Raw genomic sequence first — 13,421 nt, forward strand, 5'->3', positions numbered from 1 at the left:
GCCCGATGAACCCAGCAACCAAGGCCGCGAGGAAGGGCGGCAAAGGAGCAATGCAATGACCAGTGAGGAACAGTTACCAGTTGACCACCTGGAGATGGCAGACGGTGCGGACATCTCGGAAGATGTCCCGACGCCTGTGGCCCTGGACGCACGCTACCGATGCGGCATGTCGCGCCACATCAGCCCTGCCTTGTGGGAGCGCCTGGATCGAGCCTGCACCGAGATACGGACCCTGGAACCACGCACGACGTTCTCCAGGGCGGGCGAAAGGCTGCGCCACAGCGCTCTTCTGCTCGAGGGGTTGATGGTGCGCTATGTCGTGAGCAATCGAGGGCCCCAGCCCAACCGTCAGATGGTGTCCATCCAGGTGCCGGGAGACTTCGTCGATCTTCACGCGCTGCCGCTCAAGCACCTCGATCACGACGTCGCCACCCTGACGCAGGCCAGGATTGCCCTGTTTCCGCATGACGCGCTCGAAGAGATCATCGCAGCTGATCCCGAGCATGCCCGAACGCTCTGGAAGCTCACGATGATCGATGCTTCGATCCATCGTCATTGGATCTACCGCGGAGGCACCTTGCGGGCGATGGCGGCAATGGCGGACTTTCTCTGCGAGATGGAGACGCGACTGAGCGCCTGCGGCCTGGTAGACCAAGGCAACGTGCCGTTGCCCCTGCTCCACTCGGACCTGTCGGAGATCTGCGGCATCTCCAACGTGCATGTCAGTCGGGTTGCCAGGGATCTGCGTGACGCCGGGCTCAGCACAGTGCGCGACGGCGTGGCGCAAATTCACGACCGTCCCGCCCTGCAGAAGCTCGCTAACTTCGATCCGGGCTATCTCTATCTGCCACCTGACGGCGGCGCGCCACACTGAAATGCCGCCGCGCTCCAGTGCGAGGTCGAGTCCCGCTGGATCAGATGATCGGGTCGCGTTGCGGCGAGGGCCTCGAGGAGTTCTGCCTGTGTCTCAGACGCGCCAAGCTGGGTCTCGGTATCCCCGGCGTAGCCCGCGACAAGGCAGGCCCCGCCTGGCGCGAGTGCGTTCAGCACGCAGGAGACCGTCTGCTCGAATGCGGGGCGCGAGAGGTAGTAGAGCACCTCGGAGAGCACGATGAGGTCCCAGGAGCCCGGCGGCCAGTCGCGCGGGATCGTCCCCGTCTCGAAACGCGCGTTGGCGATCCCCCGTTGCCGGGCGCGCGCGACGGCGGCGGGGGCAAAGTCGATCCCCAGCAGGCTGTCGCAGCGCGCGGCGATCAGCGCACTCATCACGCCGATCGAACAACCCACCTCCAGCGCCGCTCCGTAGCTGGTGCGAGGCAGGAGCGCCAGGCAGCGCCGATATTTCTCTGCCTCGTAGGCGCTTGTCTCGTAGTTCCAGGGATCTCCCTGCTCCACGTAGAGTCGTTCGAAGGAGGCAGCGTCGCGGGTCATGCGGGAATGAAGATTTCGTCGGTATCGACGAAATGCGCGGCGAGTTCGGGCGCCATGGTAAAGCCGGTCGGGTCGTCGTCGATCAGCGGTGTCATCTGCGAGGCATGCGCGGCAACGGCACGGGCTTTCAGTGCTCGCAGGGGCGCGGAGCGAAACCGGCGCAGCCCGGAGAAGCGCGCCGCCGCGGCGGGCCCCTGCACCCGCCCCCAGACCGGGCAGGCATAGAGTCGGCAACCCGGTTGCCGCGCGGCCAGGTAGCAGGCCAGGGCCCAGGTCCGCTGGTGATCGGGATGCGGGTCGCCCCACCAGGTGGACCAGATCGCGCTGACATCCGGCAGGATGCGGCCCAGGCGGGCCGCCACCGCGGCAAAGGCTGCGGGGTCTTCGGGCGCGGCGAGGTCGGGGTAGCCCAGCCAGATCGGTCGGGCGTTGTTGCCCGAAAGCAGGCGCACCGCGCGGGTCACCTCGCGGCGGCGCAGGGCTGCAAGGGCGGCGGCGGGGTAGCGCGCGGAGTTCGGGTGCGAGCGGCTGCCGTCGGTGACCACCGCCACATGCGCGCGCCGCCCGCTGCGCCAGGTCGCCGCCAGAGCGGCACCGGCAGCAAGCGTTTCGTCGTCGGGGTGCGGTGCGAGCATCAGCACATCGCCGGTCCCGGTCAGCTCACCCAAGCGGATCGGCGGCGCGGCGGCGGCGGCGGACACCACGGGGGTGAATGCCGGGCTCATGAGCCCCAGCCCTCACCCACCGGACGGTCGGCGGAGCAGAGGCTCCGTCCCACCTGAGTGAGCTTGCCGTCGAGGTCGGCTTGGCGGAGGAAGAAAGAGAGGTCGCGGCGCACGCGGTCCGGCAGGCTCGGTTCGGCAAAGGCGCGCGTGCCCAGCGCCCGATCCGCGATGGCGATCCCGTCGAGGCAGGCTTGTTCCACGGCCTCGCGGACAGCGAGGCTCAGGGCCACGGCAGCCTCCCCTGCCCCCGGTGCCTCGACCTGCCGGGCGGCATCCTCGACCAGCAGGCGCGCGCCGTGCGCCAGCGTCGCGATCCGGGCCACCCGGTGCAGCTGGGCCTCGCTGGCCGCATCACCCCGGTCGGCAACCCCGGCGCGCACCGCCTCGGCCAGGGCCTCAAGCCCGCCCACATGCAGCGCGGCATACCGCCAGACCCCGCCCTGAAAATGCGGCTCACGCTCGTAGTCTCCCGGTGCGCCCAGGGTCTCCGCCTCCACCCCGTCGAAATCGTAGCTGCCCGAGGCGGTGGCGCGCATGCCGCTGACCTGCCAGCAGGAGGCATCGGCGCGGTGCGGGTCGCCGGAGTTCGCCAGTACAAGCTGCGTCCCCTCATCGGTGCGGGCGGTCAGCACCACGGCTCCCACGACACCCAAGCCCGAACAGAAGCGCTTTTGCCCCGCAAGCCGCCCCCTGCGCCCGATGCGCATGGCCAAGCTCACACCAGGGCTGCCGTCCGCTCCCCAGACGCCATGGATCATGCCTGCGCGCGCGGCGGCCCAAACGCGTCGGCGCTGGCTGTCGGACCCATAGAGCTGGACCAGCCGCAGCGCGTTCATGTGGCCCTCCGCCAATCGGCCGACCGACAGGCTGGCCCGGCCGATGCGGCGCAGAAGGGTGACGCTGTCCCGAGGGTCTGCGGCGGTGCTCACCAGCCTGTCGAGCAGGCCGTGCCGGACAAGCAGGGCCATGTCGGCCGACAGGTCGCTCGCCCCGGTGTCGGCCTCGCCGGCATGGGCGGCAATCTCCGCCAGCACGGATCCCTCCGTGTCGCAGGCGCGGGTGTCCGGCGCGGCGGTCCTCATGCCGGCACCTGCGACCGGGTCGGCGCGAGGCGCGCGAGTTCACGCTGCAGCAGCGGGAGTTCGAGGCGCAGTCGCGACAGACGCATCCGCTCGCGCCGCAGCTCCGCTGTGCCGGCCTCCAGCACCGCCCAGGCCGCGCCGAAGCCCGGGCCGATCCACCGGCGGCGCAGGGTGCCGCGCATACGCGCGCGCAGGATCGTGGTGGCGGCGGGCTCCAGCACCTCATCCACCAGCGGGTCAGCCTCCAGGATCCGGGCGCGCAGGGCCCCGGCCATGCCCCCCTCCGTGCGGCCCGAAAGCCGGCAGGAGGTGGTGACCTGGGCACGGGACGAGTGGCGCACCCGCCAGTCGCGAGCCTCGGCGAGGGCCGCAAACGCGCGGTCCTCGCCCACGGTCCGCTCCTCGAAGCCGCCCAGCGCGTCGTAAAGCGCCATCCGGAAGGCCAGGCTGGCTCCGGCCGGGCTGATATGGGTCGGCGCCGGGTCGTGCGGCACCGGGTCGAGCAGGTGTCGGACGGCGAGGGTCAGGGCCATGTATTCGCCCTCCGGCGCGCCATTGCGCCCGATCACCGAAGGCAGGCGGGCCGCCTCCTCCGGGTCGGGCAACACGGTGCCGCAAACGAGGTCCGCGCGCTCGAGTTCGGCCAGGTTGGCGTCCACCCAGTCCCCGGCCACGCAGGTGTCGGCATCGGTCGTCATAATCACCGCATCGGGCGCCAGGCGGGCCGCGCAGGATGCAATCGCCACCCTCCGCGCCCGGCCGACTCCACCGGCTTCCGGCGGGTTCGGCTCGTCGAGCACCGCGCCGGACAGGCCGGAGCGCCGGAACCAGTCCTCGGCGACGGCGCGGGTCGCGTCCTGCGAGCCGTTGACCGCCACAACGATGGCGCCACGCCCCCGAAGCGACCGCGCGGCCGCATCGAGGCAGCCAGGCAGCCGCTCCTCCTCGTTACGGGCCGGAACGGTGATGACCAGCGGCCAGCCACCCTGCGGCCCGAACTCCCGTCGGTAAACGTCACGCACGATCATGGCCGCCGGTCCCAGAAGCGCAGCGCCTTGCACGCCTCCATGAAGTTGCCTGCACCATCGGCCTCATCCAGCGCGATGACACCCTCGTCGGGCTCGGCGACCACGGCCTTCGGCCAGAAGGCTTTCAGGGCCGGTCCGGAAAGGCCAATGAACTTCAGATGTGCGTGGGCGTCGGCGAGAAAGCTGCGTGCGGGGTGCATCCCGGCCAGTTTCTCCGCCCCCTCGTCGCTCGCCAGCACGGCCACCGCATCGTAGAGCACAGAGGGCGCGCCATCGAGCTTCTGGTCCGCAGCAATGGTGCGGCCGCGGTTGGTGGTGATTCCTCCGACCTTCTCGGCGATGATCTCCACCATCGCCCCCGCCTCCTGCGCCGCGGCCCTGAACTCATCCACGCTCTTGCCATCGATCCCGTCGGTGAGCAGCAGCCCCAGCTTCCGGCCCTTCAGGGTTTCGGGCGGGTTGGCCAGGATGCTCAGCGCCGGCGAGGGCTCCGTCTCCACCACCGGGCGCGCGGGCGTGGCGGCGTCCGGCAAGTCCATCCCGAGCCCGTCGGCAACCTTCTCGGCCAGCTCCGCGTCAATGTTGGGCAGGTGCGACACCATCCGCTCGCGGATCGCCACGATCTCCACTTTCGACAGCTCGAAGACCAGCGCATCGGCGATGTGGTCCTGCTCCACCGGGGTCTGGCTGAGATAGAACTGCCGCGCCTGGCTGTAGTGGTCGGCAAAGCTCTCCGACCGCACTCGGCGCTTGGCGCCGCCCTCCTCGGCCTCGTAGGAGCGGAAGCCGCGCTCGGGGTTCTCGCGCGGGCCGAGCCCGTGGCTGTTGGGCTCGTAGTTTGCCCGGCCACGCGGGTTGTGCATGGCCATGTGCCCGTCCTGCTGGAAATGCGCGAAGGGGCAGCGCGGCGCGTTGATGGGGATATGGTTGAAGTTGGGCGAACCGAGGCGCTTCAGCTGGGTGTCGAGGTAGCTGAAGTTCCGCCCCTGCAGCAGCGGGTCGTTGGAGTGGTCGATGCCGGGCACGATGTTACCGGTCTGAAAGGCCACCTGCTCGGTCTCGGCAAAGAAGTTGTCGGGCATCCGGTCGAGGGTCATGGTGCCGACGATCCGCACCGGCACCTGCTCTTCGGGGATCAGCTTGGTGGCGTCGAGCACGTCGAAATCGAAGCTCTCGGCGAAATCGTCATCAAAGACCTGCACACCCAGGTCCCACTGTGGATAGTCCCCCGCCTGGATCGCCTCCCAGAGATCGCGGCGGTGAAAGTCCGGGTCCGCCCCGTTGATCTTGACCGCCTCGTCCCAGAGCACCGACTGCACGCCGAGCCGCGGCTTCCAGTGGAACTTGACGAAGCTCGCCTTTCCCTCTGCGTTCACGAGCCGGAAGGTATGCACGCCGAAGCCTTCCATGAAACGGAAGGAGCGCGGAATGGTGCGGTCGGACATGATCCACATCACCATGTGCATGGACTCGGGCATGAGCGAGATGAAATCCCAGAAGTTGTCATGCGCCGTCTGCGCCTGCGGAAAGGCGCGGTCGGGCTCCTGCTTTGCCGCATGAACCAGGTCGGGAAACTTGATGGCGTCCTGGATGAAGAACACCGGGATGTTGTTGCCCACGAGATCCCAGTTGCCCTCCTTGGTGTAGAACTTCACCGCAAAGCCGCGGACGTCGCGCGCCAGGTCGGCAGAGCCCTTGTTGCCCGCGACGGTGGAGAATCGAACGAAGACCTCGGTCTTCTCTCCCACCTCGGTCAGCACCTTCGCACGGGTGAGGTCCGAGAGGTCGTCGGTCAGCTCAAAGGTGCCGTGGGCGCCGTAGCCCCGCGCGTGCACCACCCGCTCCGGGATGCGCTCATGATCGAAGTGAAAGAGCTTCTCGCGGAAGATCTGGTCCTCCAGCAGATGCGGCCCGCGGTCGCCCAGCTTCAGCGAGTTCTGGTCGTCGGCTATGGGCATGCCGACCTGGGTGGTCATCGTGTCGCGCTGATCGCCTGCGACCTGGTGGGGTTCGCCGCCGGAGCCGGTGTGGTCGGTGTCGAGATCTCTTGCCATGTCGTGAACCTTTCGGGGCTGGGAACAGGGGTAATGGAGGGGCGCGTTGCGGCCCCTGGTACGAGCAGGTCCACCCAGCTGGCGAGCACCTGCGAAAAGCGGAACTCCGGGCGCACCCGGATCTCCGAAGGGCGCCTGGCGGCATCTCGCCACCCGGCCACGGCCCGGCGCAGCGCATCCGGGTCGGAGCTGTCGATGCACTGCGCCGCAGTACTCGCCACCTCGTCGTTTGCGCCAAGACCGCGCTGCAGCACGGCAGGGCAGCCGACGGCATTGGCTTCGGCGATGACGAGGCCGAAGGTTTCGGCGAACTGGCCCTGCGGGTAGAACAGGCAAGCTGCGCGTCGCATCCAGCCGATCAGCTCCGGCTGTCGCAAACGTCCCAGCGGCAGCACGCGGGCCGGCATCCGACCGACCGGCCAGGCAAGGTATCCCGGATCGGCAATCGCCAGGCGCAACCTCGGCCACTCCGCCTGCAACATCTCGAACCGCTCGAGCACCTGCCCGAGACCCTTGTGCGGCGAGCTGGCGAAGAGCAGCAGATCCGGGTCGCGGGGCGTGTCGTCGGGCGCGAGCGCGTCGTCGATGGGGTTGCAGACATGGCCGATGGCCGGCGCCGGCCCTCCGCCGACAAAACGCCTCAGCCACTCGGCATGGCTGCGGGAGACACAGAGCACCTCGATGCCGGCCGCAGCCAGGTCGGGGGCGAGCGCGCGGTTGTGGCGCCCCGGAAAGACGTGCTGCCAGACGATGACACGGGACGCCGGGTGCAACCTCGCCAGCTTCAGGGCGACCTTCCAGGAGTTTACCACGACGATGGTGCCGGGCGCTTCCGGAAAGGGCCTCTTCAGGTCGAGCCCTGCATATCCGACCCCGCTCCACCAGTCGGCACGATCGGGCCGCATCCTTTGGCGAACCATGATCTGGAGCCGCGAGGACAGACCCTCGCAAACACGCACGAGCGTCGCCTCGGTGCCGCCCAAGCCCTCCAGCTGGCCCGGCGCGCCGCTGTATCCTCTCGGAGCCAGCGGATCGACGAATGTGATGGCGCGGCTCACGCCACGCGCTCCGCGATCGCGCCGCCCCGTAGCTCGCCCAGCGCGGCGGGGTCGCAGAGCCCGGGATTGGTGCAGCTGCTCAGCCGGACCTGCGACAGGTCGATCGGGCACGGCTCGACCTCGCGGGTCTCGAACCACCGGCCCACCGCGTCCCAGACCCGGAGCCGGTCGGCCTTGCGCCGCGGGCTGTCGTAGTCGGTCGCCCCCTGCTGGGTCAGGCTGTCGGGAGTTTCGATCTTGGTCAGCAGCAGCTCCGGGATGACCCAGAGCACCTCGCCCGCCATGATGAGCCGGTTGCGGAACTCCCTGTCCTCCTCGATGCAGTCCGAAAAGCCGCCGAGGCGATCGAAGACCGAGCGGTGAAAGAGGCCGGAATTCACATGGGTCCAGTCGCCCGGCACCCCGGCGGCCATCTGCAGGTTGGGAAAGAAGTCGTCCACCAGCGAGAGCGTGCGGCGGATCTCGACCCGCTCGCCGTCCGGCAGGATCAGCTCGTGGTGGGTGAACACCCCGCCAACCTGGATGCGGGTGTCGGGCTCGCGGCCTGCAAGCCGCCAGTTCAGGCAGGGATGCGCCCCGATGTTCTCGTTGCCGATCACCCGCGCCTGACGCAGCACCTTGTCGCGATGCGGGATGTCGTCGGAGTCGTGAAAGGTCACGGCATCGCTCGTCGACAGCGCGATGCCCACGTTCTTGGCCTGCGCCGTCCCCACGTTGCGGGCAAGGCTCACGCCGACAAAGCGGGGGTGGTCGGCGTAGCCGCGCAGCACCTCGCCGGTGGCATCTGTCGAGCCGTCGTCGACGACCAGCACCGTGGTTGCGGGGTGCGACTGCCCCAGTGCGGCGTCGATTGCCTGTGGCAGGATGGAGGCTCGGTTGAACGTGGGAATGACGATGGTGACGCTGGGCAACATGACGATCTCCTAGACTTGGGCTTGAACGAGGGACGCGCGATAGACCGAGAGCCGGGTGCAGGTCGCCCGCGCGAGGGGGTAGGGCAGGATGAGCAGCACCGCACCCAGCAGTCCGGACAGCGGCATGCCGGGAACCGCCAGCAGCGCCACACCGGCCAGCGCGAGGGCGGGCAGCACCGCGCCGGGCCGATCGGTCGCGCTGCCGACATCCTTGGATGTCCGGCAAAAGGCACCAGCCCGGCCAAGCAGGGCGTCCACGGTGCCCGCGGCGGAGGGCAAAAGCAGGGCGATGCGGGACGAGAGGGCCGCCCACACGGTGCCGAGCCCGGGCCTGCCGTTGGCCAGCATCGCCGTCAGGAGCGGCAGGGCGGCAGTGGCGAAGACCAGGGCCAGGCCAAGCCCGGAGGCCGACGCCAGCCAGCCGGCGGGGCGGTCGTCCGGAGTGGCCGCCAACCGCAATCCGCCGCCGATGAGGCCGGCCGCGAACGGCAGCGCGAGGCTGGCCCAGGCCGTCAGTTGCGCGACCACATGCACTGCCGCGCGAAGCGGAAGGCCCGACAGCCCCCGGCGAATGGTGTGCAGGTTGCCGGAGGCCCAGCGATAGCGTTGCAGCGTGAGGCCGGCCAGGTCGAGCGGCAGCAGACCCCGCCCGACGACCCGGTCGATGTATCGGCCCCGGTATCCCTGTTGCCGGAGCCGCAGGCCCAGCTCGGCATCCTCGGTGATGGTCCGGTCGCTCCAGCCGCCGATGGCTTCCAGGGGGCCGCGGGCAATCACGCTGAGCGTGCCCGTGAGGAGCATGGCATCGGCGGTTTCGGCCCGACGGGCATGGCGCAGAAAGTAATCCGCCAGCTCCAGCGAAATGCCAGCCGCCTCGCCCGAGTCGCTGCGATAGGCTTGCGGGAACTGGATGAACGCAGCGCCGCAGCGGCGGATCTCCCCGGCGGCAACCGCCAGGAAATCGGGCGCCACCTCGTAGTCGGCATCCACGACCACGATATGAGTGGCGCGCGGATCGGTGCGCGCCAGCGCGATATTCAGCGCCCCGGCCTTCGCACCCTTTACGCCCTCTTCGTGATAGAAGCGAAACTCGGGGCCGAGCTCCCGGCACAGCGCCTCGACCGGCTGCCACAGGGCAGGATTGCGGGTGTTGTTGTCCAGGACGATCACCTCGAAGGCCGGAGCATCCACTTGGCGCGACAGCGCCAGGACCGTGCGCATGACCAGGTCCGCGGGCTCCTCGTGCGCGGCGACATGAACGGAGAACCGCACAGGACCTTCATGTGCCGAGCGGTCGCAAGTCTGGGCCCCCTGCGGGCTTCTCGTCCCGGCCATCAGGTGCAACGCGGCCAGAGCCGCCTGCGCCACCAGCGCCATTCCGACGACCACCAGTGCAACGACTGGCAGGATCAGTCCAAGACCGATCAGAGCGAGGAATACACCTCGGCTATCGAGCCTGAGCATCGATTTCCTCCCGCGTGAATTTTCGATTGTTGCCGGGCAAGCGGCATAGTCCGGGCTAAACCGCGCGCCGAAGCGGCAGTTCCCACAACATTTGTTATCCGACATGCGCTGAGGCCCCGCGGCGGCCTGATGACCCGCATCGGCACCGCAGCGCTGGTCACCAACGGTGCCGGATTATTTCGAATTAAAATCAGTGACTTGCACGCCGGCCGAACGAACCGCCAGCCGGGTTTCTTGCCTCTGCCGCCCCGCGCATCCGCTGCAGCAGACTGCCCGGCGAACTCCCGGTGGGGAACGCCCGGAACCTTTCCCGGTCGGAACCTTCACCCGGGTTCACGCGTCAGTGAGACAACCAACCGGAGGAACACCGATGCACACGATCATTTACGCCGTAGGACTGCTGGTCATCGTTGTCGCCGTTCTGAACTTCGTCGCCTGAGCCGAATGGAGAGGACCCAGAAGATGACCAACACACCCGAACAATCCCGAGACAGCACGCAAACCGCGAAGGACACGGTCAAGGACCTGCGCGACGAGACCTTGTCCACCGTGCAGGACCTGAAGGAGAAGGCCATGGCGGAGGCCGGGCAGCGTGCCGAGGCCGGCAAGGCCACCGTGGCCGACGAGATCTCCGGCGTGGGCAATGCCCTGCGCCGTGCCGCCGACGAGCTGCACAAGGGCTCGCCGCAGGAGCGGACCTTCGGCCGGATGGCCACCGCGCTGGCCGACCTTTCCGACAAGGTGCGCGACAAGGACCTTGGCGAAGTCGCCGGTGACCTGTCGACCTTCGCGCGCAACAACCCGCTGGCCTTCCTGGGCGGTGCGGCGCTGCTTGGCTTCGCCGGCACCCGCCTCGCGCGGGCCTCGCAGCGGGATGCCGCTCCGGCGGGCCCCGCAGTCGACCTCGGCGATCCCTGGCATGACGACGAGGACGATGAGGCCCTCGACGCCGCGATCCGCCAGCAGCCCTCCCCCTACCGTGCCCCGGCAACCGGAGAAACATCATGAGCTCTACCGATCCCAACGCCCCCGAAAGCACCGGCTCCCTGATCGGCGAGGCACTCAAGCATGTCTCCTCGCTGGTCCGCAACGAGGTGGACCTCGCCCGCGCCGAGCTGGACCAGAACCTGCGCCGCGCCGTCACCGCGGTGGGCCTGCTGGTCGCCGCCGTCGTGCTGGCGCTCACCGCGCTCAACGTGCTGTCGGCGGCCGTGGTCGCCGGGCTGACCGAAGCCGGGATCGAGCCCGGCTGGTCCGCGCTCATCGTAGGCGTCGCGCTCGGCGTCGTCGCCGCGATCCTCGTCGCCAAGGGCACCAGCGACCTCAAGCTTTCGAGCCTCGCGCCCACCCGCACTGCTGAAAATCTCAAGCGCGATGCCCGCGCTCTCAAGGGAGACCGGACCGATGTCTGACACCAGAACCCCCAATGAAATCGAGCGCGATATCGAGCGCGAGCGGGCCCGCCTCGGGCAGACCGTGGATGCCCTGCAAGACCGCTTTTCGCCCGAGCGCATCCTGCGCGACGTGGGCCGTGGCTTCTCGGAGCACGGCGGCGACATCGGCACCGCGATCACCCAGTCGGTCAAGCGCAATCCGGTCGCCCTGGCACTGACCGGCATCGGCCTCGCCTGGCTGATGAGCGGCAAGTCGTGGGATGAAACCCGCGACGGCGTCAGGGACGGCGTGCGCGCCGCGCGCGACCGCATGCCCGACACCCCCTGGAAAGGTCGCAACTCGGGCGAGGCCGCTCGGGCCTATGCCGCGCCGGATGCCAGTGACCCCGACGGCATGCCCGCCACCCCCGCCGGGCGCGCCCGCCCTGCCCCCACCGACTCCGTCGGCATGGATCATCCCCTCGAGGACGACTGGCTCTGGGCGGAGGACGACGACTACTGGGACGACGAGACCGATGACGACGCCGCCACCAACGCCGGACCGGGGATCGGCACACGCGTGGGCGACATTGCGTCGTCGGCGGGAGAGGCCGTGAGCGGCGCAGGCAGTTCCGTGGCAGGCGCCGCGAAGTCGGCCGCCTCCGGGATCGGAGCGGGTGTCTCCTCTGCAGCCGGCGGCCTTGCCAGCGGCGCCGCGTCGGCCCGCGATGCCGCGGCCGCGGCGGGCCGGTCGACGGCCGAGCGTGCGCGTCGCATCCGCAAACGCCTCGCCATGGGCACCGAGAACTTCACCGAGGAGGCCCGCGAACGGGTGATTTCCGCCCGCTGGGCCGCGCTCAAGGCTCAAAAGGCGGTGCGGCGACGTGCCCGGAAAGGGGTCGACGCAGCCTCCGACTTCTACGAGCAGAACCCGCTCGTTGTGGGCGGGCTCGCGCTGGCCGCCGGGGCAATCCTCGCCGGGGCGCTCCCTCGCACCCGCCAGGAAGACCGCGCCTTCGGGGCCTATTCGGACGAAGCCTTCGACAGGGCCGAACGCATCTTCCATGCCGAACGGCGCAAGGCGACCCGGGTGGCCGAGCGTGCGCTGGACACCGCGAAGGAGATTGCCGACGAGAAGCGCGAGCAGATCGACGCCTCGGCGCCCGGTTCGAAATCTGCCGCCGAGCACCTGGCCGATCAGGTCCGCGAGGGTGCTGAGCGCGTCGTGAGCGCCGCAACCGACGAGGCCGACCGGCAGAAGCTCGGCAAGCCCGGATGACCGAGCCTGCCGACACCGGCGAGTTCGCCGAACGTCCCCGCCACATTCCCGCTCGCGGATGGTTGACTATCGGCAAGCGGGTCTGGGCGGAGATGGGCACCGACCACCTCAGCCTGATCGCAGCCGGAGTGGCATTTTACGGGCTGCTCGCCCTGTTCCCGGCCATCACCGCGCTCATGGCGGTGGCCGGGCTGCTCTTCGAGGCGGACGACGTGATCAGCCGGATAGAGACCATCTCCGCCATCGTGCCCGAGGCCGCGGCGGAGATCATCATCGGCCAGGCCACCGCGGTCACCGGCAGCGAGGAAGGCGGGCTGGGGCTGGCGGCGCTGGTCGGCTTCGGGCTGGCCATCTGGTCGGCCTCCAAGGGCGTCGGCAGCCTGATCGAAGGGATCAACGTCGCCTACGACGAGGAGGAGACCCGCGGCTTCGTGGCCCTCACCGTCACCCGCCTGGGGCTCACGCTGTTTCTTGTCGTGGGCATGATCGCCGGGCTCTCGGCCACGATCATCCTGCCCTCGCTGCTGCAGATCCTCACCCTCGGGCCGACCACCGAGGTGCTCATCGGCCTGGTGCGCTGGGCGGTCCTGCTGCTGATGACGGCGCTGGGCCTGAGCGCACTCTACCGGTTCGCCCCCAGCCGACCGGCGGCCAAATGGCGCTGGCTCAGCCCGGGGGCCCTTCTGGCAACGGTGCTCTGGGTCGTGGCCTCCGCCGGATTTGCTGTCTACGTGCAGAACTTCGGCAGCTACCAGGAGACCTTCGGCGCTCTCGCCGGGGCCATCATCCTGCTGATGTGGCTCTGGATCTCGGCGCTGCTGGTCCTGCTCGGGGCCGAGTTGAACGCCGAGACCGAAGCGCAGACGCGGGTCGACACGACCGTGGGCCAGCCCATGCCGATGGGCGCCCGCGGCGCGGTGAAGGCCGACACCCTGGCCAGTTGATCCGTCGGAGGGGCGGACCGAACCGGAAACTTTGCACCCCGCTCCGCGTTGGTCCCGCGTTGACCGCAG

At 69.3% G+C, this 13,421-nt stretch carries 13 protein-coding genes; 5 read left to right on the top strand and 8 right to left on the bottom strand.

All coding sequences use genetic code 11. The features are described from left to right. Window positions 1-55 precede the first annotated feature (55 nt). The gene (locus BUR94_RS10190) at window positions 56-874 is read left to right on the top strand and encodes a Crp/Fnr family transcriptional regulator (RefSeq protein WP_217694046.1); all 819 of its coding nucleotides are present in this window, start codon (window positions 56-58) and stop codon (window positions 872-874) included. On the opposite strand, the gene BUR94_RS10195 is transcribed toward BUR94_RS10190, so the two are convergent. Genes BUR94_RS10195 through BUR94_RS10230 form a run of 8 tightly spaced genes read right to left on the bottom strand, consistent with a single transcriptional unit; the run spans window position 841 to window position 9,756 of the window. Then, a complete protein-coding gene (locus BUR94_RS10195) occupies window positions 841-1,431 on the bottom strand; it encodes a class I SAM-dependent DNA methyltransferase (protein WP_074256139.1) in 591 nt (196 codons plus the stop codon). The genes BUR94_RS10190 and BUR94_RS10195 overlap by 34 nt on opposite strands. Next, window positions 1,428-2,156: a PIG-L deacetylase family protein gene (locus BUR94_RS10200; RefSeq protein ID WP_074256140.1), complete on the bottom strand. Its 729-nt coding sequence runs from the start codon at window positions 2,154-2,156 to the stop codon at window positions 1,428-1,430. Before BUR94_RS10200 ends, BUR94_RS10195 begins: the two co-directional genes overlap by 4 nt. Next, window positions 2,153-3,238: an acyl-CoA dehydrogenase family protein gene (locus tag BUR94_RS10205; protein ID WP_084192984.1), complete on the bottom strand. Its 1,086-nt coding sequence runs from the start codon at window positions 3,236-3,238 to the stop codon at window positions 2,153-2,155. The genes BUR94_RS10200 and BUR94_RS10205 overlap by 4 nt, the downstream gene beginning before the upstream one ends. Next, on the bottom strand, window positions 3,235-4,260 hold the full coding sequence (locus tag BUR94_RS10210) for a glycosyltransferase family 2 protein (RefSeq protein WP_175570453.1): 1,026 nt from the start codon (window positions 4,258-4,260) through the stop codon (window positions 3,235-3,237). The genes BUR94_RS10205 and BUR94_RS10210 overlap by 4 nt, the downstream gene beginning before the upstream one ends. Window positions 4,261-4,262: 2 nt before the next feature. Continuing rightward, window positions 4,263-6,320: a catalase gene (locus BUR94_RS10215; RefSeq protein WP_074256142.1), complete on the bottom strand. Its 2,058-nt coding sequence runs from the start codon at window positions 6,318-6,320 to the stop codon at window positions 4,263-4,265. Next, the gene (locus BUR94_RS10220) at window positions 6,239-7,378 is read right to left on the bottom strand and encodes a glycosyltransferase (RefSeq protein ID WP_074256143.1); all 1,140 of its coding nucleotides are present in this window, start codon (window positions 7,376-7,378) and stop codon (window positions 6,239-6,241) included. Before BUR94_RS10220 ends, BUR94_RS10215 begins: the two co-directional genes overlap by 82 nt. Further along, the gene (locus BUR94_RS10225) at window positions 7,375-8,292 is read right to left on the bottom strand and encodes a glycosyltransferase family 2 protein (protein ID WP_074256144.1); all 918 of its coding nucleotides are present in this window, start codon (window positions 8,290-8,292) and stop codon (window positions 7,375-7,377) included. Before BUR94_RS10225 ends, BUR94_RS10220 begins: the two co-directional genes overlap by 4 nt. Window positions 8,293-8,301: 9 nt before the next feature. Next, complete coding sequence (locus BUR94_RS10230; protein WP_175570454.1) at window positions 8,302-9,756, bottom strand: glycosyltransferase family 2 protein; 1,455 nt, start codon at window positions 9,754-9,756, stop codon at window positions 8,302-8,304. Between the two features lie 462 nt (window positions 9,757-10,218). Here BUR94_RS10230 and BUR94_RS10235 point away from each other — a divergent pair, with 462 nt between their 5' ends. From BUR94_RS10235 to BUR94_RS10250, 4 genes are read left to right on the top strand one after another with little or no spacing between them, the layout of a single operon-like run. Next, window positions 10,219-10,764: a hypothetical protein gene (locus tag BUR94_RS10235; protein WP_139301259.1), complete on the top strand. Its 546-nt coding sequence runs from the start codon at window positions 10,219-10,221 to the stop codon at window positions 10,762-10,764. Further along, complete coding sequence (locus tag BUR94_RS10240) at window positions 10,761-11,168, top strand: phage holin family protein (RefSeq protein ID WP_074256147.1); 408 nt, start codon at window positions 10,761-10,763, stop codon at window positions 11,166-11,168. Before BUR94_RS10235 ends, BUR94_RS10240 begins: the two co-directional genes overlap by 4 nt. Further along, window positions 11,161-12,408 (top strand): DUF3618 domain-containing protein, encoded by a 1,248-nt coding sequence (locus BUR94_RS10245; RefSeq protein ID WP_074256148.1) that lies wholly within the window; start codon window positions 11,161-11,163, stop codon window positions 12,406-12,408. Before BUR94_RS10240 ends, BUR94_RS10245 begins: the two co-directional genes overlap by 8 nt. Next, window positions 12,405-13,352, top strand: a complete 948-nt coding sequence (locus BUR94_RS10250) for a YihY/virulence factor BrkB family protein (RefSeq protein WP_074256149.1) — start codon at window positions 12,405-12,407, stop codon at window positions 13,350-13,352. Before BUR94_RS10245 ends, BUR94_RS10250 begins: the two co-directional genes overlap by 4 nt. Window positions 13,353-13,421: the final 69 nt, after the last annotated feature.

Source organism: Vannielia litorea (assembly GCF_900142295.1).
Lineage (GTDB): Bacteria > Pseudomonadota > Alphaproteobacteria > Rhodobacterales > Rhodobacteraceae > Vannielia > Vannielia litorea.

Excerpts from the sequence above, each read along its gene's own strand:
- BUR94_RS10190 (WP_217694046.1), top strand. The coding sequence starts at position 56 with ATGACCAGTGAGGAACAGTTACCAGTTGACCACCTGGAGATGGCAGAC.
- BUR94_RS10195 (WP_074256139.1), bottom strand. The coding sequence starts at position 1,431 with ATGACCCGCGACGCTGCCTCCTTCGAACGACTCTACGTGGAGCAGGGA.
- BUR94_RS10200 (WP_074256140.1), bottom strand. The coding sequence starts at position 2,156 with ATGAGCCCGGCATTCACCCCCGTGGTGTCCGCCGCCGCCGCCGCGCCG.
- BUR94_RS10205 (WP_084192984.1), bottom strand. The coding sequence starts at position 3,238 with ATGAGGACCGCCGCGCCGGACACCCGCGCCTGCGACACGGAGGGATCC.
- BUR94_RS10215 (WP_074256142.1), bottom strand. The coding sequence starts at position 6,320 with ATGGCAAGAGATCTCGACACCGACCACACCGGCTCCGGCGGCGAACCC.
- BUR94_RS10225 (WP_074256144.1), bottom strand. The coding sequence starts at position 8,292 with ATGTTGCCCAGCGTCACCATCGTCATTCCCACGTTCAACCGAGCCTCC.
- BUR94_RS10230 (WP_175570454.1), bottom strand. The coding sequence starts at position 9,756 with ATGCTCAGGCTCGATAGCCGAGGTGTATTCCTCGCTCTGATCGGTCTT.
- BUR94_RS10235 (WP_139301259.1), top strand. The coding sequence starts at position 10,219 with ATGACCAACACACCCGAACAATCCCGAGACAGCACGCAAACCGCGAAG.
- BUR94_RS10240 (WP_074256147.1), top strand. The coding sequence starts at position 10,761 with ATGAGCTCTACCGATCCCAACGCCCCCGAAAGCACCGGCTCCCTGATC.
- BUR94_RS10245 (WP_074256148.1), top strand. The coding sequence starts at position 11,161 with ATGTCTGACACCAGAACCCCCAATGAAATCGAGCGCGATATCGAGCGC.
- BUR94_RS10250 (WP_074256149.1), top strand. The coding sequence starts at position 12,405 with ATGACCGAGCCTGCCGACACCGGCGAGTTCGCCGAACGTCCCCGCCAC.